The following is a 22,722-nucleotide window of genomic DNA, read 5'->3' as shown; positions in this document are numbered from 1 at the left end:
GAGGAAACGACCTGCTGGAGGGTCTCGCTGCCCGCTATTCCGCGCGGTGTTTCAGCTGGCCAAGGACCACTTCGGGGTCACGGAACTCGAACTCCACGTGTTCACCGTCGTGGACCTGTCGGACACCATCGAGGACGATCTTCTCGTGGCCTTCGAGGCCGCTGTCGATGACGAAGACATCGTCCATCTCGTGGGAGGTGGTGATCCTGCGCTGATGTGCATGCCCGTCCTCGTCGATCACGTACACGTACTGCTTGTCGAGAATCTCGAAGGTCGACCGCTGCGGGATGACGACGGCGTCCTCCAGCGTTCGGTGGATCAGCAGCGTGCCCGTCTGCCCGTGACGAAGCAGTCCATCGGGATTCGGGAAGTCGGCCCGGAACTGGATGTTGCCGGTCTCGTTGTCGAACGTGGACTCGACCGTGACGGTCTGGTCGGCGGTCTGGTCGAAGAGCCGGCCGCTCGCGAGCTGGAGCTCGATCTGCGTGTTCGGGAGCGTGAGCCTCTGCTGATGGTCCGGGTCCACGGCGCCCGGGATGACCCTGAAGTCGAGGTAGTCCGCCTCCGGAACGTTGAAGTACACCCACATCACGCTGTTGTCGGACACCGTCGTCAGCATGTCTCCCTCCTCGGTCAGGCTTCCCTGCTGCTCGTACTGGCGATCGATGATGCCGTCGAAGGGAGCGCGGATCTCCGTGAACGAGAGCTCGGCCGTCGCCAGCTCCACCTGGGCCTTCGCCTTCTCCAGCTCCGTCCGAACGAGCGCGAGTTCCTGATCCGAAACGACCTTCTGCTCGAAGAGCTTTTCGGTGTTCTTCAGCGTGATCTCCACGCGCTGCAGCTCCGCCTCATCACCGTGGAGCTTCGCTTTGAAGACGACGGGGAGGAGCTTGAACATCAGCTGCCCCTTCTTCACCGACTGGCCCTCGTCCACGAGGACCTCCTCGAGGTAGCCGCGCTCGAGGGCGCGGAGTTCGATGTGCCGCTGCGAGTGAATCTGGGAGACGTACTTCTTCGTCGCCACGACGCTCTTGGCCACGGGAGTGGTCACGACGACGGTGTGGGCGACCTCGTGCTCTCCTTCATGCTCCTCCCCATGATCTTGCTTGCAAGCCGTCGATGCGAGGCAAAGGGAGGCCAGTAGGACGACCGACGCGGACGGGAATCTCATGGATGCTGGGGGAATGGATGGTCGAGGAGGTAGGACCCGGCCAAGCCGCCATCCGCGGCTCGAGGGACCTCGTCTGTCGATGCTCGACGACGAGTGGGAAGAATCGGCCGTCGGCTCTTTGGTTCATTACCGCTCGGTGAACGGGGAGCCGCCCGCGGCGATCGAGCGTTCACAACCGGCGCGCCTGCGGCCGAGTAGGATCAAAATGAGGGTTAACCGTCGTAAGATGCTTCCGTCATGACTCGCCTCTCCACCCACAGACCCCTCTCCGAGGGCCACGCACTTTGAACGACCGATTGATCGTGATGGCGAAGGAGCCTCGCTCCGGCTACGCGAAGACCCGACTGGCCGCGGAGATCGGAGCTGACCTCGCGCAGGCCCTGGCCGAGGCCTTCGTCCTCGATACGCTCGCGCTCGCGAAGTCGAGCGGGGTTCCGACGATGGTGGCGTTCGCACCCGCGGACGCCGTCTCATGGTTCAAGGAGTACGTTCCGTGGGCCGAGCGCTGGTGCCAGCCCGACGGCAATCTCGGGGATCGCATGAGAAAGGCGATCCAGGAAGGCGCGAGGCGAGGCGCCGATCGCTGCGTCTTGATCGGAACCGATACGCCGCACCTGGCCCGCGACGTGGTGGCGCGGGCCTTCGCCGCACTCGATGACGCGGACGTCTGCCTCGGGCCTGCGAGGGACGGCGGTTACTACCTGCTGGGAATGAGGGGGCAGCATCCCGAGGTCTTCCACGACATCCCTTGGAGCACGGACAGGGTCCACACCTCCACGCTGGAGCGCTGCGCCAGCGCGCGCCTCCGTGTCGTCGAACTCGAGGAGGAGTTCGACGTGGACGACGCGAGCGCCCTGCCTGACCTCCAGGCTGCGCTCGCGGCCCGGTCCGGCGGAGCCCCGCGCACGCGAAGGCTCCTGGCGGCCCACTGGCCCGGCGGTCTCGCCGGGCAGTGAACTCAGGGCTTCGCGCCCAGCACGATGACCTCGCGCGAGCCGACCCGGCCCCGCAGCAGCTCGACCGTCCGCTCCTGGACCTCGGGGCTCAGCGTCTGGTACTGGCGGGTCTCCACGAGCGCGAGGAACTGGTCGCCGTCGCGGTTCAGCGCCTCGATCAGATCGCCCGAACGGACGGTGGGGACGCGGCCGTAGTAACGGTAGCCCTCCGGCTGGACGCCGCGTACCGGGATCGCTTCGGGCTTCTGGGGTAGCGCGGCGATCTCGAGCGCCAGGGAGCGGGCCGACTTGATCTCGTCCAGGACAGGGGCGACGAAGAATCCGGCGGCGAGGAACGTCAGGCCCAGCGCCTGCACGAGGTGATCCATGCCGCGCGGGCTATCGCTCCTCCGCCACGCCAGCCACGAGAACACGATCAGCGTGAGCGAAAGCGCCGCGCCTGCGAGGCCGTAGGGGAGGACCTGATCCAGCTTCGGCGCCTTCTCCAGGACCGCGGGGATCCGGGCCCCGATCAGCGCGAGGCCGACCGCGACGCCGAGGAAGAGCAAGAGACCCGCCGGGACCCGGACGATCCAGCGCCGCCACGCGCCCTGCTGCCATCGGAGGCTCAGTTCCTGGGCCGCCAGCAGCGCCGCCACCGGGTAGATCGGCAGCAGGTAGAGCGGCCGCTTCGGCGGCATGATGCTGAACACGAGGAACGTGAACGCGAACCAGAGCGCCAGGAAGCGGAGGTTCCGGGACGCGGGCTCTCCGTCGCTGCGCGTGCGCCAGGCCCGCCACAGGGCGAGGATCACAAGGGGTGTCGTCGGCAGGAGCAGCACGGGCATCTCCAAAAGATGCTGCCACGGCGGCCCCTCGTGGGGCGCCTTCTCGGACAGGCGCCCGAGGTGCTGGCCGAAGAAGAGGTGATCGGCGAGGATCGGCTCGGACAGGCTCGCGAAGATCGCCCAGAGGAGCGCGGGTGCGATCGCGAGCAACACGATGAAGACCCAGTGGAGGCCCCGGATGCCCGTTCGCTGGCCTTTCGGGAGCGCGAGTCGCGCCGCGACCAGCGCGAAACCGCCGTGGAGCCAGGCCACGGGACCCTTCGAAAGCGCCCCGAGCCCCAGCGCCAGCCCGCTGACCGCGGCCCGGGAACCCGAGGGCTCGGTGGCGGCCGTCAGCCGCTCCGCCGCCAGGAACGTGAAGAACGAGAGGATCGGGTCGAGCTGGAGCCGGCCGCCGATCTCCAGGAGCATCGCCGTCCCGAGGTAGAGCGGAACGACCCAGCGCGCCGCCGCCTCGCCGAAGAGCCTCCGCGCCATCCGCTGCGCCAGGAGCACGGATCCGAGCGTCGCCAGGAGCGAAGGGATCCGCATCGCGAACTCCGACCAGTCGCTGAAGCGCCCGAACACGCCCGCGATCCAGTAGACGAGCGGCGGCTTGTCCGGATAGATATCCCCGCAGATGTGGAGCACCAGCCACTCCCCGCGGTCCCAGCACTCGCGCGCGATCTGGGCGTAGCGAGGTTCGTCCGGCGCCCACCAGCCCCGGAAGGCCGCCCAGGCGAGCAGCGGCACGAAGAGCCACCAGCCGCCCAAGAGTGGAGTCCTGGGGAGTGGAGTGAGGCTGTCGGCAGTTGGCACACTGGAGGGAGATGTTCGCATTTGGGGTCCTGGGTCCCGAAGATAGTGATCCTTCCAGCGTGTTGACCCCTTACGAATCATGAATCCCGAGAAGACGGACCTGCTGCCGTTTCAGGTGCGCGAGCACTGGCCCGCCGATGGGTCGGTGAGCCTCTCCGTCGTCGCGCCGGTCTACGACGAGGAGGAGAACCTCCCGCGATTGCTGGCGAAGATGGTCGAAGCGCTCGGATCCGAGGCCGACTGGGAACTCGTGCTCGTCGACGATGGAAGTCGCGATGGCTCGGCGCGCATCATCCGGGAGCTCCATGCGAAGGACGCGCGCGTGAAGGGCGTCTTCTTCCAGCGGAACTGCGGCCAGACCGCCGCCATCGCCGCCGGGATCCAGGTCGCCGCCGGCGAGCTCATCGCCACCATCGACGCGGACCTCCAGAACGACCCCATGGACCTGCCCGCCATGGTGACGATGCTCCGCGAAGGCGGCCACGACGCCGTCGTCGGCTGGCGCAAGAAGCGTCAGGACAGCTTCGTGCGTCGGGCGAGTTCCAGGGTCGCCAACCGCGTCCGCAACTCGATCAGCGCGGACTCGATCCGCGACACGGGCTGCTCGCTCAAGGTCTTCCGGCGCGCTCCGATCCAGGCGCTGCCGCTCTTCGAAGGGATGCATCGCTTCCTGCCGACGCTTCTGCGCTACCACGGGTTCGACGTCGCGGAGACGCCCGTCGGGCACCACCCGCGGACCGCTGGCGTGTCGAAGTACGGGATCGGCAACCGTGCGTGGAAAGCGACGAAGGACCTCGTCGCGGTGCGCTGGATGCGAAAGCGTCGTCTGCTCCTCCCGATCGGGGAGGTCCTGCGTGACTGAGTCACGCGAGTCCTTCGAGCCGCCGGTGTCGACCCGCCGCCACGACTACGGCCTTCTGATCGTGCTCGTGACGATTCTCGTGCTGGTCGGTTCCGCGCTCTTCCTGGAGGCACGCAGCGAGCAGCAGTCGAGCGGTGAGCGCGTCGAGATCGATCTGAAGGCGCCGCTCCAGAAGCTGGACCTGCGCCGTACGGGCGACGGCCTCATCGTCGTCGACAAGCTCGGACGCGAGTTCTCCGGCGAGCGCTGGCTGGAGGCCGTCGCGATGGAGCAGGAGTTCCAGCGCGGCGCCGGGCCGCTCTACGTCATCTTCAACATCACGAAGCCCGTGGGCTTCCTGTGGGTGTCGATCGGCTTCATCGGCCAGGCCGCGTTCACGTTCCGCATGCTGCTCCAGTGGTTCGCGAGCGAGCGCGCGGGGCGCAGCGTCGTCCCGCTGGCGTTCTGGTACGGCAGCCTCGCGGGCGGGCTGCTGCTGCTCGTCTACTTCATCTGGCGCAGGGACGTGGTCGGCGTCACCGGCCAGTCGACCGGGATCTTCGTGTACTCGAGGAACATCATGCTGGCGCGCCGCGCTTTCAAGGCGGCGTAGCCCTCGGCGTTTCGCTTCGGATCAGATGCCGCCGAGCAGCGCTTCCCTGAGGTGACGCGCGGCCTGGCCCGGATCCTCGGCCCCCAGGATGGCGCTGCCGACTGCCGCCCGTCCGACGCGATCGAGCTCTGCGATATTGCCCAGGTGAATCCCGCCGATGGGAAAGACCGGCACCGGCGCGGTCTCGGACGCGACCCAGGCGAGTTCGGGCCCCACCACCCTCGGCGCATAGGTCGATGCAGGGGCGTCGCCCGCTCCGTAGCCCTTCGTGGCCGTGGCGAAGATCGGACCGAAGCCGAGCATGTCGATCGGCTCGTCCCAGGCGCGACCAAGGTCGCGGGTCGTGTGCGAGGAGAGACCCAGAAGCTGGTCCTCGCCGAGCGCGCGGCGCGCCGCCTTGGCGGGCATGTCGTCCGTGCCGACGTGCACGCCGTCGAGCCCGGCCTCCGCGAGCGCGATGGCCACGTCCACGCGATCGTTGACGAAGACGAGCGGCGGCGCGTCCAGGTCGAGCTGCGCACGGAGGTCCAGCACCCGCTGGCACCACTCGAACGCGGCCCGCGCCTCCGTGATCGTGGCGCGGGCGGCCGATCCAGCCGCGCGGTCGCCGAGCGGCTTGGGCCGCACCTGGACGATGTCCACGTAGGGCATCGCCGCCTCCAGCGCCGCCAGGGGATCGGCGGCGGCGAGATCGGGCGTGAAGATCAGGAGCAGCTTCGCGTCGCCGAGGCGGACGCGGCGCTCCCCGCGACTAGCAGCAGCTGGCGCCATCGGCCCCGCCCGCAGGATCGCAGCAGCTCGTGCCCGGCGCCACGTCCGCACGCGCGGCGCCGAACTTGGTCTCGGCGGGCGCGCGGAGGCTGTCGCGCGAGCAGTCGAAGAGCGGTGCGTTCTCGGCGCTGATTTCCTGGAGTGGTCGAACCGCGATCACGTCGTCCGCGTAGGGCGCCGATTCGTAGAGGCCGAGCGTTTTGCGGCAGACGGCGGTGCGTTGACCACGGTGGAGGGTATGTCCGTCATCGTCGACGACCGACTTCCAGGGGCCCCTGTAGATCACGGCCTCGCCGTGGTCGTAGCAGGGCCCTTCCTTGCCCTTGTGCGCGGTGACCGTCATCGAGCGGAACTCGATGCCCTGCACGATCGCCCAGGGCTCCGACTGATAGACGGCGATCTCGACGCCGTAAAGCCCTGCGTCCGCGAACGCCTGGAGGAAGCGATCCTCACGCATGGCGCCGGAGATGCAGCCGGACCAGAGTTCGGGGTTGTCCTGGAGCTCCTGCGGCACGTCCTCGTCGCAGACGATGTCGCTGATCGCAGCGCGCCCGCCGCGCTTCAGAACGCGGTGGATCTCGGCGAACATCTTTGGCTTCTCGGCCGGGTCCACGAGATTGAGCACGCAGTTCGAGAGCACCACGTCGACGCTCTCGTCCGGGATCATGGGAGCTTCGAGCTCCAGGCGAGCACGCTCCCTTTCCAGCGCTTCGTAGCCGGCAACGTCCCGCACCGGATGCGCTTCCAGCCACGCACCGAGCGCGTCGTGATCGAGTCGCAGGTTCTGGATATGCCCGCGGCGGAAATCGACGTTGTGCCACCCGATGCGATCGCCGACCTCTTGGCGGTGCTTGCGCGCGAGTTCCAGCATATCGGTCGTCGTATCGACGCCGATCACGCGGCCGCCCGCGCCGACGATCTGACTCGCCATGTAGCAGATCTTGCCGCCGCCGGAGCCGAGGTCGAGCACGACGTCGTCGGGCCGGACGAAGCGGCTCGGATCGCCGCAGCCATAGTCGCGGTCGATGATCTCCTGGGGGAGAACCTCGAGGAGCGACGCGTCGTAGTCGACGGGGCAGCAGAGTTCGGGAACGACGTCGCGGGCGCCCTCGCTGTAGCGAGATTTCACGGAGTCGAGGAGGGATCCGGAGGACGCGGGGCTGACGCCGGCCGAAACGGGCGAGGAGGAGTCGATCGTCATGACTCGAAGGTTGTACCCGAATCAAAGAAAGCACCGCGACCCCGGGGCAGGGTCGCGGTGCTTTCACGGGGAGTCGGCGGGGAGCACGACTCGTGGCTGGCCCGAAGCGCCTTGGGAGTGCTCGGGGTGACCAGCCGGGGGGGGGAGGAGTCACTCGAAGGGTCAGGCGGTGTCGCGTCGCGGCCTGCGCCTCACGGCGGGCCGGCGCGATTTGATTTGTTCGGTGAAGGCTTCCCAGTGCTCCTTGGAGAAGAGCCGGACCTCACCGCCACAGCTGGCGCAGTAGGACGTGTCCAGACTCATGAGGTAGGGGACGTACTCGTTGCAGGCGGGGCACCACTTGCGGTCGGACTCGAACTGGTTGCGGATGTTTTCCATCGAACTCGAGGAAGCACAGGGCGTACCAATGCAGCCGGGGCGCTCCCTCAGGCCACTGTAGATGGCTACGGCGCAGGGGTTTGCGTCGGATGTCCCATGGGGCGACATGCGCGGCGATGGGGGCGTGTCGCGCGGAATCGACGTCGACGAGCCCGCCGCGTCGATCTGGCGCGACGTCCGCGTGCAGAAATCAGGACGTGCGATCGAGCGAGGACTCGATGTCCTCGCGCGCCGCAGCGTCGGGCTCCCGCGCGAGGGCCTCCCCGAGACTCTGGCGAATTCCCACGTCGTCCAGGTGGGCCCTCGAGAGGCCCCAGGCGGCAGCGGCCCTGACGTCGGGGGACGGGTCGTCGGTGAGGGCCACCAGCAGAGCCGCGCGACCCCGTTCGCTCGGCGCATGGCCGAGGGCGATGGCAGCGTTCCTCGCGATGCCGACGCGACCGGGCCGTTTCAGCGGCGAGCCCTGGTAGCGGACCGCGTGGCCTTCCTCTCCGTCGTTCGCCGTCGTGAGCATGCTGGCGAGCACCTCACCATCGGCCGCGCTTTCGTCCATGAACTCCGGCCGGGTCCCGAAGCGTTTCGCGAGGTCCGGAGCCTTGGACCCCCAGGGGCAAACCTCCGAGCAGATATCGCAGCCGAACGCCCAGGGGCCCGTCCGTTCCCGGAGAGCGTGCTCCAGGAGGCCGCGGTGTTCGATCGTCGCGTAGCTGATGCAGCGGCGCGCGTCGACCTCGCCGGGCGCCACGATCGCGTCCGTGGGGCACGCGTCGATGCAGGCGGTGCAGGTTCCGCACGAGCCCGCGGGAACCTGGTGGGGGGTCGGCTCGAAGTCGGTCTCCAGGATGATCTCGCCCAGGAAGAACCATGGGCCGAAGCGAGGGTGGAGCAGATTGGCGGCCTTCGACGGGAAGCCGAGCCCGGCGGCGGTCGCGTGGCTTCGCTCCAGGAGCGGCGTGGCGTCCACGAACAGGGATCCCGGCGCGCAGAGGCCCTCGAGGATCAGGCGCTTGCGTAGCTTCGTGAGCTTCTTGCCGACGACGTTGTGATAGTCGCGGCCTGCGGCGTAGCGTGCGATTCGTCCGCCGCCCTCCAGTTCGATAGCGGGGCGGGAGTGCCCCAGGCCGACCATCAGGAGGCTCTTGCCCCGGGGCCACTGGGTCGCAGGATCGACGGTCGCACCGCGCCCGCGCTCCAGAAAGCCCATCGAGCCGTGGCGCTCTTCGTCGAGCCAGCGCTCGAATCGCGCGGCGTCCGGCGGCGGTCCGAAGGGCGCGATCCCCGCGAGATCGAAGCCGGCCTCGCGGGCCAGGTCGAGCGTGGTGGTCCGTGCTACGTCCAGGGATCGCATCGCCGGGAGGATAGTGCGATTTCGAGAGAAGCGGCGTTCGGTTCAACACGACTTCACGCTCCACACGACTCGCGACGCGCACAATTGACGTAAGTGGTTGTGCTGCAATGCCTTGTGCGCATTCGCTCACTTGGGTGATCCGAAACCGCACACTTTTTCCCAAGACTTCCCGAAACCAGCGTTCCCCCGACGCTTACTCATCATGAACCAGCACACACCTGGTTTGGCGGCCATGATTCCGGCCGTAGCTCTTCGATCCGAATTTTCCCCTTCGGATCGCCAACTCGCCAGGCCGCTGGTTCTTCAGGCGTCGTCCACTCGCCGCTCACTTCGCCCTCTCTCAGGACCTCCCTCAGGAGGAGCGAAGGAGCTGCTTGCGCGCTCGTTCGGAGAGACCGCTGAGGCTCGTCCGTCATCTGATCTTTTCGTCGCCCTCAGGGACGTGGGGTCAGCCCCGACGGTTCCCGGAAAATCCGTCATGGGTCCACGGGAGGACGATTCTTTCCTGCGGCATCCAAGGTTCCTTCAGGACAACCACCCCGTTCACCGTCCCGAAGGCGCTCTCGCTCTCATTCACTCTTTCGATTCAGGACTCGCGGAAGGGTGGGCAGTTTTCGATGAACACGAATCGGAGGAAGCTGGCTACGATGCACCCGACCCCTCTCAATCCATGCAAGTTTCCGACCTCCTTCATGCCAGTCCGCTGACGACCCCTGGTGGTCGCGCCAAGCTGGAGCAGAGGATCGCGGAGCTGGCGAAGTCAGGATCGAAAATGGCGAGCGCTGCCATGGGTCAGGCGGGTTCCAGCGGGCGTTTGGCGCCCGAACTCGACGACGAGGATTGTGCACGGGTTGGCGCTGCCTTCGCGGATGACACGCTGAACTCGGAGCAGCTCCGGGACGCCGTCAGCACCGCGCTGATGGATGGTTTCCGCAAGAGCACGGGACGGGGCACCTTCGGTCTCCTGTACGAGCTGAACGCCGCCCACCTCCTCGTCCAGGTCGCCGGGCGCCTCCGCCGCTACAACAGCAAGGCCGACGCCGGCGATGTCCTCCAGGAAGTCTTCTTCAACGTCTACCGTTACCCGCATCGTTTCGATTCCTCTCGCGACGATGCGTTTCGCGTTTGGACGGCGATGATCGTCCGGAACACGGTGCTGAAGCACCTTCGGTCGAGGAGTACGGGGGGCGGCAACCGACGTGAGATCCCCTTCGAGGATCTCTCGGATCAGCCCGTTTCCCACGGCGACACGCCGCTGGCGGGTGTTCTCCAGGACGAGGCCAACCTCGAGTGCAGCCGGGCGTACGTCACCTACCTGCAGCTCTACATCGAATTTTACACCATGCTCTCCGACCGAGAGCGTCGTGCGCTCCATCTCGTCGAGGTGGATGGCGTCAGCTATCGCGACGCTGCGGCCGCCCTCGGGATCAAGCTGGAGAACCTGAAAATGGTGATCTTCAGGGCTCGCAAGAAGATTCACCGTGCCATGCGCCGGGTCTTCGATGGGCTGCCCCCTGACTGCAAGCCCGCTCGCGTCGGGCGGCCCGTCGGACACGAGGGCGATCTGCCGGGTGGAGGGTCTCCTTCCGATGCACTCCGTTCCTGAATTCCGCTCCCTTCGCTGAAACCTCCCGACCCACCCGGACGTCCTTATTTTTGGCCCGCCGCCGCGCATCGAAAGATCAACGTTGGCGAGACCCTGAACACCGAACTTTTCTGTAGCCACCCGAGCTGAAAGCGCTACTCCGCCTGCACAGCACCCAAGACCTGTGATCGACCCCGCGACGAACTCGCGGTGTTCCCACGCTCCACTGCCATGACTTCTCACCACTCATCAGGACCAGCGTCCAGCAACTCCAGCGGGGGCTCCAGCGGGGGCTCCAGCGGGGGCTCCAGCGGGGGCCCCCTGGGAGGCGCTGCTTGGGACTTCGATGCGTGGGGTGAAGGGTTGACGGACTCACAGGTCGCTCTGCAGGCCGATCTCTCCTGCCTGGTCGATGGGGAGCTGGACGAGGTCGCCGCGGCCCGGGCGATGGTGCGCCTGGAGGATTCGGCCGAGTGCCAGATCTTCCTGGACGATATCCGGCGCTTCGCGCGGCTGCACCGTGACCTGTCGGACCCCCAGCGGCTCGAGGCCAGGATCGCGATGCTCGGCGCAGGCGAGATCGCGAAGGCAGCGGAGAACATCGATCTGGCGCACCGCCTCGCCACGATTTTCTATCAGCTGGGCAAGGCTTATACGCTTTCCGCCATCGATGGCCCCGGCTTCCGAGAGCGTGTCTTCGAAGCGGCCGTCCCGGTGCAGGATGCGAAGACCCAGGGGCGCGGATTCGTCGACGGCGTGGTCTCCTCCGGCCGCGCCGATGAGGCGCACTCCGCGGAAGCGGTCGGTGCGATGGAGATGGGGGAGGAGCGCTCGACCTGGGGTGGTCGGTCGGACTGGCTGGAGGCCCGGCACCTTCTGAACGGGCGGCTCGAGCAGATCGCGGATCCCCTGGAGAAGGGCCGCCGGCTGCTCAGTCAGTCCATCGAGATCGACCCGAGCCACGAAGAGGCGCGGATCTACCTGGCGTATGTCTACTCGCGCGAGGGGAAGAAGCTCAAGGCGGCCTCCCTGTATCGCGACGTCTTCGATACGGCACTGAGCCTTTCGAACCGCGGGCATGCCGCCATGCAGCTCGGCCGACTCCATTTCCTCGAGGGCGACGTTCATGAAGCGTTGATCCTCTGGCGCTGGATGAACATCTCCGGGCTCAGCTCGGACGAGGCACGATTCAACGTCGTGCGTTTCAACATCGGCGTCGCCTATGCCCAGCAGGGGCGCGATCAACGCGCTCTCGACTCGTTCCGGGATCTTCTCGATGCACAGCTGAGAGCGGGTGGTGAGGCCTCCGACATCGCTGCGCTCTTCGTCGAGAACCCGGATGCTCGAAAGATCTTCGAGGCGCGCCCCGGGTTCCTGGCGCAGCTCATGAAGCAGCTGCCGGAACTCTTCGAAGCGAATGAGGTCAGCAAGTCATGAATCTCGATGCTCCCGTACACACCAAGCCGGGATCTTCCCCGGTAAGCACTCCCGCGAACGCGATCGTGAAGCCTGAAGTGGCTTCTCCCTCCATCATGCCCCGCTCATCTAGAAGTGGCTTCGCCAGCGCACGCGTTGGTACCGTTGTTCCTCTGGTCGGTCTGGCCTTGCTCGTCGCAGGCTACTTGGGTGTCGGGATGCTCGGATTGGCCAGCACGGCCGCGGCGGATATGCCTCCGTCCGGTGGCAGGGATGGCGACGGAGGCAGTGACCCGACGGTCGGGACCTTGCCCTCGGTTGGCGGCTCGGACGTCGACTTCTTGGATCAGACGGTCACTCTTCGCGGATCCTCCGAAGCACTGCGCCACGCGGTGGTATCTGTTGGGGGAGATGGGGCGTACGAGTCCATCGATCTCGGGAACGGAACGTCCTGGATTCGCTACTACGGCGATATTCAGCTCGAGCTGGACCTTGCCTCGCTCGCCGACGTCGACGTGGAGATCTTTACAGGGTTCGAGGGACAGGGACTCTCCTACACCGTCGGGCAGGCCATCGGGTTCGGGAGCGTTCGTCGCGTGCCGACCGGCAGCGTGATCCGTCTGGACCCCGTCCGTTTGACGAATGCAGGTCTGCTCCAGCGGACGCTGTTCGTCGCAGGGTTCCATCAGATCGGGGTGCGGACCATGACCTCGCTCGAACTCATGGCCGCCGACGGCACGGTCGTCATTCGCCAGGACGTCTGATCGGATCTCCGGCGCCCGGTGCTGATGCCTTCTGATGGGCCGCAGCGTTCTTCAGGACACCTGCAGCGAAGGTGGCGTGGCCGCAAAGGTGTCGGCGTTCGACCGATCGAAGGCGTCCTGAAGGTCGGCTGCAGCTGTGCCTTCCAGGAGGCTTCCCGGAGACTCCGCTGGATAGAGTTCCGCCAGTGAGCGAATCTCGTCCACCTCGACGCGGCGCCGGATTCGGTCCAGCGGGATCTCGTGGGGGCTTTGGAACCCCGTGGCCGCCACCAGCTCCAGCAGGGAGTGCAGGGTCTCGCGGTGGTATCGAGCGGCGCGCACGCCCTTGAGCTTCGGGTCGAGCGCACGGTTCCTCATCGGCTCCAGAGTCGCCACTCCCGCAGGGCAGTGATTCGTGTGGCAGAGCTGCGCCTGGATGCAGCCGATCGACATCATGAAAGCCCGAGCCGCGTTCGTGTAGCTCGCTCCCAGGACGATGCAGCGCAGGACGTCCATGGCGCTCGTGATCTTGCCCGATGCAGCGATCTTCACGCGGTTCTGGAGCCCCGCTCCCCAAACAGCGTTGCGGACGAAGGCGAGCCCTTCCTCGAGCGGCATCCCGACGTGGTCGCCGAATTCGGGAGGCGCCGCTCCGGTCCCGCCCTCGCCACCGTCGACGGTGATGAAGTCGGGCCCCGTGCCCGAAGCGAGCATGGCCTTGAGAACGCCCATGAACTCATGGGGTAGGCCCACGCAGAGCTTGATGCCGACGGGCTTGCCTCCCGACAGCTCCCGAAGCCGGTCGACGAAAGCCACGAGGCCGGCGGGCGAGGAAAAGGCCGTGTGGCCCGGGGGCGAGAGGCACGCCTTGCCCACTTCGATGCCGCGCGTGGCCGCGATCTCGGGCGTGACCTTGTGCGCCGGGAGAATACCGCCGTGACCGGGCTTGGCCCCCTGGCTCAGCTTGACCTCGATCATCTTCACGTGATCGTGCGAGGCGCGCTCCTGGAACCTCTCCTCGCAGAAGTTGCCTGCCTGGTCACGGCAGCCGAAGTATCCGGTTCCGATTTGCCAGATGAGGTCGGCTCCGGTGGAGAGGTGGTACGGACTGACGCCGCCTTCGCCGGTGTTGTGGGCGAAGCCGGCTTCTTTCGCGCCGCGACCCATGGCCTGGACGGCGCTGGGGCCCAGGCTCCCATAGCTCATCGCCGAGATATTCAGGAGGCTGATGTCATAGGGCTTCCTGCAGTGCGTGGCGCCCACCGTGACCCGGGGCGGATGCTCTGCGGGGTGGGCCGGGGCCATCGAGTGTCCGATCCACTCGTAGCCGACCTCGCGCACGTCGAGTTCCGATCCGAAGGGGTCGTAGTCCTTGTCGCCCTTCGCCCGCTGGTACACGAGACTGCGCTCCTCTCGATTGAAGGGCCGGCCGTCGAGATCGTCCTCGATGAAGTACTGGCGGATCTCCGGTCGCACCGCTTCCATGAGATAGCGGCCGTGTCCGATGATCGGGTAGTTGCGCAGGATCGTGTGCTTCTTCTGAAGGACGAAGTCGTGGAACCCGAGCACCGCCAGCAGGGTGCAGAGGCCACCAAGGACGTACAGCGAGGCGCTGCCCGAGCGGATCGCGAGACCGGAGAAGACGATGGCGCCCAGAATGGCGGCGGCCCACGGAAGGAGTCGAACTTGGAGCATGGGGGGGATGTTACGGGTCCGGGAGGCGGGCTAAGCTCCCTCATCCATGAACTCGTCGAACGCAAAGAGTCCTCGGCGAGCCGATGGAGAAGCGCTTCCGCTGCTCGCCCTCACGGTCGGTGATCCGGCGGGGATCGGGCCAGAGATCACTCCGCCCGCTCTGGTCGCGTTGAGCGGGCGTGCGCGCATCGTGGTTTTGGGGCCCTCCAGCGTTCGGCCGGACGACGTGCCCCTGGTGTCGTCTCCGGAGGCGGTGACGCAGGCGGCGCCCGTCGGCTGGATGGATACCGGCGGTCCCGGGGTCTGGACGCCGGGCGAGGTGCAGTCGAGCTGTGGTGCGGCGGCCGTGGCCGCGCTCCGGCAGGGCCATGAATGGGCGCTCGAAGGCCGGGTCGAAGCGCTCGTGACAGGGCCGGTGAACAAGGCTGCGCTGCGTGCGGCGGGCACGAAGGTCGAGGGGCAGACCGAGCTGCTCAGCCAGTGGTGCGGCGTGACGCGCTCCGAGATGATCGGCCTGGCAGGGAATCTGCGCGTCATGCTGGCGACTCGGCACATGCCCCTGCGCCAGGCGATCGATCGAATCACCGTCGAGCACGTGATCGACCGGCTTCTGTTCCTCGATGAGGCACTTCGCTATCTCGGGCACCCGGATCCCCTGTTGGGTCTCGCCGGGCTCAATCCCCACGCGGGGGAGGGGGGGCTGCTCGGGTCGGAAGAGGGTGAGATCCTGGCCCCGGCGGTCGACGTCGCCCGAGCCCGTGGACTGCGGGTCGCAGGTCCCGTCTCCCCCGATACCATCTTCGCCGAGGGCGTGGCGGGCAAATATACGGGGATCCTGGCCCTCTACCACGATCAGGCCTTCATCCCCCTGAAGCTCATGGCGGCAGGCCGCGGCGTGACGTTCATCGCGGGATTGCCCTATGGGCGTTTCAGTCCGATGCACGGGACGGCCTTCGATATCGTCGGCCGGAAGGGCGAAGACGGCCTGCCTCTCGCGGATCCCGGCAATCTGGTGGCGGCACTAGAGGCGGCCTTGACTGCGGTGGCCCGCCGGGCCGAGTAGACTGTCAGGACGGTATCCCGCCGGCCGTTTCGAAATCTCTCCCCCCGTCGCTCCCCATGATTCAGCGCCAGAAGAAGAAAATTGTTCTCTATCAGCCCAAGCAGGTCGACGACTCGCTGGGGGTGGAGTCGAGCAAGGACATGATTCCGCTCGAGCTGATGACGATCGCGGCGTTCCCGCTGGAAGACGGCTACGACGTCAAGATCGTCGACGGTAGCCTCTACGGTGGCACCGAAGGGCACGAGCGTTTCGCCCAGGAAGCGGACGGCGCCATGCTCGTCGGGACGACGGCGATCCTGGGCTACATGGTGACGGATAGCTGGCTCGCCATGCAGCACCTGAAGGCGCGGCATCCGAAGATCCCGGCGGTGATCGGCGGATGGTTCGCGAGCGTCAAGCCCGACCTCATGCTGGAGACAGGTCTGTACGACTGCGTCGTGATCGGCCAGGGGGAACTCACCTTCCGCGACGTCGTCAAGGCGATCGACGCGGGGGAGCCGCTCGACGCACTCGAAGGCATCGCCTTCATGCGCGACGGAGAGGTCATCCGCAACCCGAGAAGGGCGGTCGCGGGCTGGGACCAGGTGCCGAACGTGCCGTGGCACATCCTCGACATCGAGCCGTACCGAGAGCACCAGATGCGGCCGCAGTCGGCCAGCGACGTGCTGCGCCTTCCGTCGCCGCCGTGGATCGGGCACAACAAGCCCTACTTCGGCATCACGTACTTCTCCAGCTTCGGCTGCCCTGAGCCGTGCGGGTTCTGCTGCAGCCCGGAGATCAGCATGCGCCGCTGGAAGTGCATGCCGGCGGACCGGATGCTCGACGACATCGAGGAACTCCACGAACGCTGGGGTTTCGACGCCATTCGCTTCCACGACGCCAACTTCGGCGTGATGCAGAAGCGGACGCGCGAGTTCGCCGAGGGGCTCTTGAACCGCGACCTGAAGATCGGCTGGAACTCGTTCATCGAGACCAACTCCATCCTGAAGTACAAGCCCGACACGCTCGACATGATGGCCGAGTCCGGCATGTTCATCGCGGAGATCGGTGCCGAAGCGGGCATGGACGAGATGATGAAGCGCATCGGCAAGCCCATCAAAGGCGATGACAACATCGCGGCCGCGGTCGAGATGGATCGGCGCGGCGTTCAGGGCTCCATCACCTACATCATCGGCTATCCCGGTGAGAGCGAGGAGTCGATGATGGCGACGATCGATCAGTGCCGGAGGCTTCACAACGCGGCGCCCCTCGCGCGGCCGAACGTCTGGCCCTTCCGTCCGATTCCCGGCACCGTGATGTGGGACGAGGCGATCGCGCTCGGCTACCAGGGGCCGCGGACGATTCCGGAGTGGGGGTCAATCGGCGAGTATCACCTCGAAGAGACGTGGCCCGGCAACATCCCGAAGGCGGTGGGCCGCGCGCGGATGATGTACCAGCACCACGCCACGCTCAGCTACGGGCTCGCCCGCGGGAAGATCGGCTGGTGGGAGCGCCGCGCGCAGAGGCGACTCGAGGACGGCAGCTACCAGGCCGCGCGGATGGAGGCGAGGGCCTTCGGCGTCTACGACAAGATCTCACGCAGACTCTTCGGGGGCGTCGACTCGGTCCGGAGCTGGGTCGACCCGGGCCACAAGACAGGGACCAAGGGCAACGCGGCGTCGAAGGCGAGTGAATCGATGACCAGCGTCACCAAGGGATAGGGACGGCTCTGGGAATTCCGGCGCGGGGCTCCGATGTGAGACCCCGGGGCCGGGGTCGGCACCCGTCACGGCTTTGGCCCATCAGGGCCATTCCGGCGGCAGCCCGGGGCGCTTGGCGTCTCGTGGTGACCCGGGTTGATGCAGGCTCTCAGAATGAGAGCGCCCCGGCGGAAACGGGGTCTCTCGCTATTGCTCCTCGATTGTGTCCCTGACCGCTGGAGCCGGTTAGGATCTGAACGTTCAAGGGCTGCTGGCTCACGCCATTCGCCCGCGGACCTTCTCTCCTGTCACCACTCCTTCCTACAGACACTCTCGATGAACAAGACTTCCGTTCTTCTGGCAGCCGCCGTTCTTTCCGCCCCGGCCTTCGCCCAGGGCACCGACGACTGCACGGGCGCCACGGTCCTCACCGCAGGCGTTTCCGCCACTTTCGACACCACGACCGCCACGCTGAGCCCCGAGGTTTGGCCCTGCGCCCTCAGCGGTGGCCCGGACCTCTGGTTCCAGTACACCACGACCGCGTCGGGCCTCGACCTCACCGTCGAGCTTTGCGGCTCCAGCTACGACACGGCCCTGGAGATCTTCTCCGGCACGTGTGGCGCACTGGTCTCGGAAGTCTGCAACGATGACTTCTGTGGCCTCCAGAGTGGTGCCTCGATTTCCGGCGTGAGCGCTGGCACGACCTACTTCATTCGTGTGGGCGGTTACAACGGTGCTACCGGCGCTGGCATCATCGTCGCGAACGAGATCGTGACCCCCTGCTCGATGCCCGACGCGCTCGAGACGAACTTCGACTGCGCCAGCGCAACGGCGATCGGCAGCGGCAGCTACACGGGTCTCAACGTTGACGACACGGATAACGACTACTACTCCGTGACCGTCGCCAACGGCGCGACGATCGACGTCTCGATCTTCTTCGTGGACGCCACCGCGGACGTCGACCTGTACCTCTGGGATCCCAGCGTTGCGTGCGACACGAACGTCGCCGGCGCCGGCACGGGTACGGGCGCTCTCGCCGTTGGCTTCACCGCTTCGGACGACGAGACGGTTACCTACACGAACACGTCGGGCGCTGATCAGAACCTGATCATCGAAGTCGACATGTTCACGACGGGTGGCTGCAACGACTACAGCATGGACGTCGCTGGCGCCGGCATGGGCATGGGCGGCATCGGCTCGGCTTACTGCATGGCCAACCCGAACTCCACGGGCAGCGCCAGCTCCATCATCGCGACCGGTTCGAACGTCGTCGCGAACAACGACGTGACCCTCGAGGTCACGGGCCTTCCGACGAACGCCTTCGGCTTCTTCATCGTTTCGGACACCCAGGGCTTCGTCATGAACCCGGCCGGCAGCTCCGGTAACCTCTGCGTCCTCGGCGCCATCGGCCGCTACGTGGGCCCGGGCCAGATCCAGAACAGCGGCGCGACCGACATGATCTCGCTCGCCATCGACCTCACCATGATCCCGACGCCGACCGGCTTCGTGACCACCTCGCCCGGCGACACCTGGAACTTCCAGCTCTGGCACCGTGACTCCAACATGGGGACCGCCACGTCGAACTTCTCGAACGGCACCTCGGTCACGTTCCAGTGATCCATTCGGTGGCGTGATGGGGGGATGCGCCAGGCTTGCCTGACCTGACCCCTTCCGGGCACCATTCAAGGATAGGAAGCGCCGCTCGCCCCTCCGGGGGTGGGCGGCGCTCTTCGTTTCGGTGATCGTCGGAGCCGATCCCATCGGGGGACCGACGGATCGAGAGGACCAGGGATGCCGCGAGGCGCGAATTCCCCCTCGCAGAGCTACAGTGGACGGGTCCAGGTCCCGCGGTTTCTCCGCAGCTGGCCAGGCCCTTCCTGTTCTGCTCCCGGCTCCTTCTCCCCCTTCGATGATGAAGACTCCTTCCTTCCTCCTGGCCGCCATGTTGGCCAGCCCAGCGCTCGCACAGGGCACCGACGATTGCGTCGGCGCCACCCCGCTCACCTCCGGCGCCGCCGTCGCCTTCGACACCACGATCGCCACGCTCAGTGCCGAGGTCTGGCCCTGTGCCGCCAGCGGCGGGCCCGACCTCTGGTTCCAGTACACCTCCACCCTCGCGGGCGGTGGCTTGATCTCCTTCGAGACCTGCGGTTCCAGCTACGACACCTCCCTGGAGATCTTCAGCGGCGCCTGCGGCGCTCTCACGTCCCTCTCGTGCAATGACGATGCGTGCGGCCTCCAGAGCACGCTCACCGCCCTGGCCCCCGCGGCCGGCACTTCTTACTTCGTTCGCGTCGGCGGCTACAACGGTGCCACCGGTGCGGGCACGCTCCTCGCCACCGAGATCGCGAATCCTTGCACCGGGCCGGACGACGCCTTCGAAGACAACGATACCTGCGCGACGTCGGTCGCCGTTCCAGCCGGCTACTACCCGGGTCTCGTCGCGTCGACCACCGACTCTGACTTCTACTCGATCACGGTGCAGCCGAGCCAGTACCTGTCGGTCTCGCTCGTCGACGAGGCGACCGTCGATCTCGACCTCAATCAGTTCGACTCGAGCTGCAACCTCGTGACGACGTGGTTTGCCGACGGCTTCACCTATCAAAACGTCACGGGCTCTCCCGAACAGGTCCGCTTCGAGGTCTTCGTCAACCCCGCCGCGGCCGGAGTCGGCTGCCTGAGCTATGACATGAACGTCAGGCTCGCCTTCGACCCGGACTGCAGCTTCCCGGACGCGTTCGAAGACAGCGACGACTGCACGACGGCTGCGGCCGTCACGAACGGCACCTACACGGGCCTCAGCGTGGAGGACGGGGACAACGACTACTACGCCGTCACCGTGGCGAACGGCGAGACGATCGAAGCGACCATCTTCTTCATCGACCTCTTCGCCGACGTGGACCTCTACCTCTGGGATCCAAACGTCGCCTGTGACACGAACGTGGCAGGTCAAGGCACCGGAACCGGCGCGCTCTCCGTCGGCTTCTCCACCACGGACAACGAAACGGTTTCCTACACGAACACGACGGGCGCCAGTCAGAACCTGATCATCGAAGTCGACATGTTCTCCGGCAGCGGATGCAACGAGTACGACCTGCTCGTCTCGGACGGAACGATCGGACCGGGCGGCATCGGTACGGCCTACTGCACGCCGAACGCCAACTCAACAGGCGGGGCGAGTTCGATCACCGCGGTAGGCTCGCGCATCGTCGCCACCAACGACGTGACGCTCTCGGTGACAGGCCTCCCGCTCCTCTCGTTCGGGTTCTTCATCGTGTCGGATGTGCAGGGCTTCGTCATGAACCCCGCGGGCAGCTCGGGCAACCTCTGCTTGACCGGCGCGATCGGCCGCTACGTCGGGCCAGGGCAGATCCAGAACACGGGCACCAGCGGCATGATCTCGCTCGGCGTCAACCTTCAGGCGATCCCCGGTCCGATGGGATTCCGGACGACCGCAGCCGGCGACACCTGGAACTTCCAGGCCTGGCACCGCGACTCCAGCGCCACGGGTCCTACGTCGAACTTCTCGAACGGGACCTCGATCCTGTTTCAGTGATCAGGGCGGCGACGGGGAAGAGTTCGGCATGAGGCGTTCGACCCCTCTCCCCGCTGGATGAGAAAAGCGCCGCTCGCCCTGTCAGGGGCGGGCGGCGCTTTTCTCATCCAGGCTGTCCTGGCGTGACCTCAGAGATCGACTTCTTCCGCTTCTTCGGCGCGCTCCATGATGAAGCGGAAGCGTGCGGACGGGTCCTTGCCCATCAAGTCGTTCATGATCCGGTCGGTCATCAGGCCATCCGCGATCTCGACGCGCAGGAGCTTGCGCGTCTTCGGATCGAGCGTCGTCTCCCAGAGGGTCTTCGGCATCATCTCACCGAGGCCCTTGAAGCGCGTGATCTGCGGGTTGGAGCGTGCATTGCCATGGGTCTTCAGGATCCGCTCGCGGTCGGCCTCGTCGGCGGCCCAGTACGTTTCCTTGCCGAGGTCGACGCGGTAGAGCGGCGGGACGGCGATGTAGAGGCGCCCCGCTGTGATGAGCTGCGGCAGGTGACGATAGTAGAACGTCAGGAGCAGCGTCGTGATGTGGTGCCCGTCCGAGTCGGCGTCGGCGAGAAGGATGATGCGCTGGTAGCGCAGCTTCGCCAGATCGAACGCGGGGCCGATTCCGCAGCCCATGGCGATCACGAGATCGTTGAGTTCGCGGTTGTCGAGGACCTTCTTGAGGCCTGCCTCTTCGGTATTGAGCACCTTGCCGCGGAGCGGCAGGATCGCCTGGGTCTTCCGATCGCGGCCCTGCTTGGCCGACCCGCCTGCTGAGTCACCTTCGACGATGAAGAGCTCCGTGTCGGCGCGGTCCTTGGCCGAGCAATCGCTCAGCTTGCCAGGCAGCGTCAGCTTGTTCGTGGCGGACTTCCGCGAGATCGATTCGGAAGCGGCGCGGCTCGCCGCTCGCGCCCGGCTGGCCGCGATGATGCGCGCGACGATCTGCTCCGCCACGGAGCTGTTCGAGTTGAGCCACTGCTCCAGGGCCGGACGCAGCGCGGCGTCGACCACGGACTGGATCTCGGGGTTGTTGAGTCGCTCCTTCGTCTGTCCCTGGAACTGCGGGTCCGCGATGAACACCGACAGCACGCCGACGACGCCCTCGCGGATGTCCTCGGGACTGATCTTCACGCCCCTCGGCGTCAGCTTGTGCGTTTCCAGGTAGTTGCGAACCGCCTTGTTGAGTCCCGCCCGCAGGCCGTTCTCGTGGCTGCCGCCCTGGGCCGTCGTGATGCCGTTGACGTAGGAGCGAATGTGCTCGTCCGTGGACTCGGTCCACTGGAACACGAGCTCGACGCGCGCGTCGGCCGTCTCCTTGGAGAGGTAGAACGGCTCGTCGTGGATCGAGCGCGCCTTGCGCTCCTGGCACACGTGCTTCAGGTAGTCGCTGATGCCGTTCTCGTGCCGGAAGACGTGCCGCTTGTTCGCAGCCTCGTCCACGAAGACCATCTTCACGCCGGAGTGGATGAACGACGCCGTTTCGAGGCGCGCCAGGAGCGTCTCGGCGTTGAACGTCGTCCGCGGGAAGATCGCGGGGTCCGGTGTGAACGTGATCGTCGTGCCCGTGCCGCGGACGTCCGTCGACTTCGCGCGCAGGAGCTTCGTCACGGGCTTGCCCTGGGAGAACTCCATCTTGTACTGGGCCCCGTCGCGCTTGACGACGGCGACCAGCTTCTTGGAGAGCGCGTTGACGACGGACGCGCCGACGCCGTGGAGGCCGCCCGAGGTCTTGTAGTTGCCCTCGCCGTCGTTCTGGAACTTGCCGCCCGCGTGGAGCTCGGTCAGCACCAGCTCGAGGCCGGTCTTCCCGGTCTTCTTGTTCTTGTCGACCGGGATGCCGCGGCCGTTGTCGGCCACCGAGATCGTGTCGCCGCTCTTGTGGAGGGTCAACGTCACCTCGCTCGCGTGGCCGTTCATGGCCTCGTCGATCGAGTTGTCCAGGATCTCCCACGCGCAGTGGTGGAGGCCAGCGCTGTTGACGCCGCCGATGTACATGCCCGGACGCTTGCGCACCGCCTCCAGTCCTTGGAGCACGGTCAGCTGGTCCGCGTTATAGGTCTTCGCCATGGTGTTCTTGTTCGATGTTTCCGATGACGA

The 22,722-nt window shown here is 66.5% G+C and carries 18 protein-coding genes; 10 read left to right on the top strand and 8 right to left on the bottom strand.

Annotation, left to right across the window (positions count from 1 at the left end; genetic code table 11):
• Positions 1–34: 34 nt before the first annotated feature.
• Positions 35–1,171, bottom strand: a complete 1,137-nt coding sequence (locus Poly30_RS20820; protein ID WP_145201821.1) for an efflux RND transporter periplasmic adaptor subunit — start codon at positions 1,169–1,171, stop codon at positions 35–37.
• A gap of 305 nt (positions 1,172–1,476) precedes the next feature.
• On the opposite strand from Poly30_RS20820, the gene Poly30_RS20815 reads away from it, so the two are divergent.
• Positions 1,477–2,127, top strand: a complete 651-nt coding sequence (locus tag Poly30_RS20815; protein WP_145201818.1) for a TIGR04282 family arsenosugar biosynthesis glycosyltransferase — start codon at positions 1,477–1,479, stop codon at positions 2,125–2,127.
• A gap of 2 nt (positions 2,128–2,129) precedes the next feature.
• On the opposite strand, the gene Poly30_RS20810 is transcribed toward Poly30_RS20815, so the two are convergent.
• Entirely contained in the window at positions 2,130–3,752 is a 1,623-nt protein-coding gene (locus Poly30_RS20810) for a glycosyltransferase family 39 protein (RefSeq protein ID WP_419190439.1), read from the bottom strand.
• A gap of 79 nt (positions 3,753–3,831) precedes the next feature.
• On the opposite strand from Poly30_RS20810, the gene Poly30_RS20805 reads away from it, so the two are divergent.
• Positions 3,832–4,614: a glycosyltransferase family 2 protein gene (locus tag Poly30_RS20805; RefSeq protein WP_419190438.1), complete on the top strand. Its 783-nt coding sequence runs from the start codon at positions 3,832–3,834 to the stop codon at positions 4,612–4,614.
• Positions 4,607–5,206 carry a lipid-A-disaccharide synthase N-terminal domain-containing protein gene (locus Poly30_RS28735; RefSeq protein ID WP_419190437.1) on the top strand — a complete coding sequence of 200 codons (600 nt, stop codon included), beginning with the start codon at positions 4,607–4,609 and terminating at the stop codon, positions 5,204–5,206. Before Poly30_RS20805 ends, Poly30_RS28735 begins: the two co-directional genes overlap by 8 nt.
• Positions 5,207–5,227: 21 nt before the next feature.
• Here the strand turns inward: Poly30_RS28735 and Poly30_RS20795 are convergent, their stop codons facing one another.
• The 4 genes from Poly30_RS20795 to queG form a co-directional block, all read right to left on the bottom strand.
• A complete protein-coding gene (locus Poly30_RS20795) occupies positions 5,228–5,977 on the bottom strand; it encodes a thiamine phosphate synthase (RefSeq protein WP_145201812.1) in 750 nt (249 codons plus the stop codon).
• Positions 5,958–7,178: a methyltransferase domain-containing protein gene (locus Poly30_RS20790; protein ID WP_145201809.1), complete on the bottom strand. Its 1,221-nt coding sequence runs from the start codon at positions 7,176–7,178 to the stop codon at positions 5,958–5,960. The genes Poly30_RS20795 and Poly30_RS20790 overlap by 20 nt, the downstream gene beginning before the upstream one ends.
• Positions 7,179–7,340: 162 nt before the next feature.
• Complete coding sequence (locus tag Poly30_RS20785) at positions 7,341–7,556, bottom strand: hypothetical protein (RefSeq protein ID WP_145201806.1); 216 nt, start codon at positions 7,554–7,556, stop codon at positions 7,341–7,343.
• A 190-nt stretch (positions 7,557–7,746) separates the two neighbouring features.
• Positions 7,747–8,904: a tRNA epoxyqueuosine(34) reductase QueG gene (queG, locus tag Poly30_RS20780; protein WP_145201802.1), complete on the bottom strand. Its 1,158-nt coding sequence runs from the start codon at positions 8,902–8,904 to the stop codon at positions 7,747–7,749.
• A 670-nt stretch (positions 8,905–9,574) separates the two neighbouring features.
• On the opposite strand from queG, the gene Poly30_RS20775 reads away from it, so the two are divergent.
• From Poly30_RS20775 to Poly30_RS20765, 3 genes are all read left to right on the top strand, one after another.
• The gene (locus Poly30_RS20775) at positions 9,575–10,510 is read left to right on the top strand and encodes an RNA polymerase sigma factor (protein WP_419190436.1); all 936 of its coding nucleotides are present in this window, start codon (positions 9,575–9,577) and stop codon (positions 10,508–10,510) included.
• A gap of 342 nt (positions 10,511–10,852) precedes the next feature.
• On the top strand, positions 10,853–11,926 hold the full coding sequence (locus Poly30_RS28730) for a tetratricopeptide repeat protein (RefSeq protein ID WP_419190435.1): 1,074 nt from the start codon (positions 10,853–10,855) through the stop codon (positions 11,924–11,926).
• Between the two features lie 167 nt (positions 11,927–12,093).
• Positions 12,094–12,669 (top strand): hypothetical protein, encoded by a 576-nt coding sequence (locus tag Poly30_RS20765; protein ID WP_419190434.1) that lies wholly within the window; start codon positions 12,094–12,096, stop codon positions 12,667–12,669.
• 51 nt (positions 12,670–12,720) lie between these two features.
• Here Poly30_RS20765 and Poly30_RS20760 read toward each other — a convergent pair whose 3' ends face one another.
• A complete protein-coding gene (locus Poly30_RS20760; protein WP_145201793.1) occupies positions 12,721–14,343 on the bottom strand; it encodes an FMN-binding glutamate synthase family protein in 1,623 nt (540 codons plus the stop codon).
• Between the two features lie 46 nt (positions 14,344–14,389).
• Between Poly30_RS20760 and Poly30_RS20755 the strand changes: the two genes are divergently transcribed.
• The 4 genes from Poly30_RS20755 (at position 14,390) to Poly30_RS20740 (ending at position 20,641) form a co-directional block, all read left to right on the top strand.
• Positions 14,390–15,406, top strand: coding sequence for a PdxA family dehydrogenase (locus Poly30_RS20755; RefSeq protein WP_145201790.1), 1,017 nt, complete (start codon positions 14,390–14,392; stop codon positions 15,404–15,406).
• Between the two features lie 56 nt (positions 15,407–15,462).
• Positions 15,463–17,106, top strand: a complete 1,644-nt coding sequence (locus Poly30_RS20750) for a B12-binding domain-containing radical SAM protein (RefSeq protein ID WP_145201786.1) — start codon at positions 15,463–15,465, stop codon at positions 17,104–17,106.
• 315 nt (positions 17,107–17,421) lie between these two features.
• Complete coding sequence (locus tag Poly30_RS20745) at positions 17,422–18,702, top strand: hypothetical protein (protein WP_145201783.1); 1,281 nt, start codon at positions 17,422–17,424, stop codon at positions 18,700–18,702.
• Between the two features lie 292 nt (positions 18,703–18,994).
• Positions 18,995–20,641 carry a hypothetical protein gene (locus Poly30_RS20740; RefSeq protein ID WP_145201780.1) on the top strand — a complete coding sequence of 549 codons (1,647 nt, stop codon included), beginning with the start codon at positions 18,995–18,997 and terminating at the stop codon, positions 20,639–20,641.
• Between the two features lie 128 nt (positions 20,642–20,769).
• On the opposite strand, the gene Poly30_RS20735 is transcribed toward Poly30_RS20740, so the two are convergent.
• Positions 20,770–22,692 carry a DNA gyrase/topoisomerase IV subunit B gene (locus Poly30_RS20735; protein ID WP_145201777.1) on the bottom strand — a complete coding sequence of 641 codons (1,923 nt, stop codon included), beginning with the start codon at positions 22,690–22,692 and terminating at the stop codon, positions 20,770–20,772.
• Between the last annotated feature and the right edge of the window lie 30 nt (positions 22,693–22,722).

The organism is Saltatorellus ferox, from assembly GCA_007751475.1.
Lineage (GTDB): Bacteria > Planctomycetota > UBA1135 > UBA1135.
This window is presented reverse-complemented; position numbering and strand designations above follow the sequence as displayed.

Excerpts from the sequence above, each read along its gene's own strand:
- Poly30_RS20820 (WP_145201821.1), bottom strand. The coding sequence starts at position 1,171 with ATGAGATTCCCGTCCGCGTCGGTCGTCCTACTGGCCTCCCTTTGCCTC.
- queG (WP_145201802.1), bottom strand. The coding sequence starts at position 8,904 with ATGCGATCCCTGGACGTAGCACGGACCACCACGCTCGACCTGGCCCGC.
- Poly30_RS20760 (WP_145201793.1), bottom strand. The coding sequence starts at position 14,343 with ATGCTCCAAGTTCGACTCCTTCCGTGGGCCGCCGCCATTCTGGGCGCC.
- Poly30_RS20745 (WP_145201783.1), top strand. The coding sequence starts at position 17,422 with ATGAACAAGACTTCCGTTCTTCTGGCAGCCGCCGTTCTTTCCGCCCCG.
- Poly30_RS20785 (WP_145201806.1), bottom strand. The coding sequence starts at position 7,556 with ATGGAAAACATCCGCAACCAGTTCGAGTCCGACCGCAAGTGGTGCCCC.
- Poly30_RS20805 (WP_419190438.1), top strand. The coding sequence starts at position 3,832 with ATGAATCCCGAGAAGACGGACCTGCTGCCGTTTCAGGTGCGCGAGCAC.
- Poly30_RS20750 (WP_145201786.1), top strand. The coding sequence starts at position 15,463 with ATGATTCAGCGCCAGAAGAAGAAAATTGTTCTCTATCAGCCCAAGCAG.
- Poly30_RS20815 (WP_145201818.1), top strand. The coding sequence starts at position 1,477 with ATGGCGAAGGAGCCTCGCTCCGGCTACGCGAAGACCCGACTGGCCGCG.
- Poly30_RS20775 (WP_419190436.1), top strand. The coding sequence starts at position 9,575 with ATGCAAGTTTCCGACCTCCTTCATGCCAGTCCGCTGACGACCCCTGGT.
- Poly30_RS20755 (WP_145201790.1), top strand. The coding sequence starts at position 14,390 with ATGAACTCGTCGAACGCAAAGAGTCCTCGGCGAGCCGATGGAGAAGCG.
- Poly30_RS20790 (WP_145201809.1), bottom strand. The coding sequence starts at position 7,178 with ATGACGATCGACTCCTCCTCGCCCGTTTCGGCCGGCGTCAGCCCCGCG.
- Poly30_RS20740 (WP_145201780.1), top strand. The coding sequence starts at position 18,995 with ATGATGAAGACTCCTTCCTTCCTCCTGGCCGCCATGTTGGCCAGCCCA.
- Poly30_RS20735 (WP_145201777.1), bottom strand. The coding sequence starts at position 22,692 with ATGGCGAAGACCTATAACGCGGACCAGCTGACCGTGCTCCAAGGACTG.
- Poly30_RS20795 (WP_145201812.1), bottom strand. The coding sequence starts at position 5,977 with ATGGCGCCAGCTGCTGCTAGTCGCGGGGAGCGCCGCGTCCGCCTCGGC.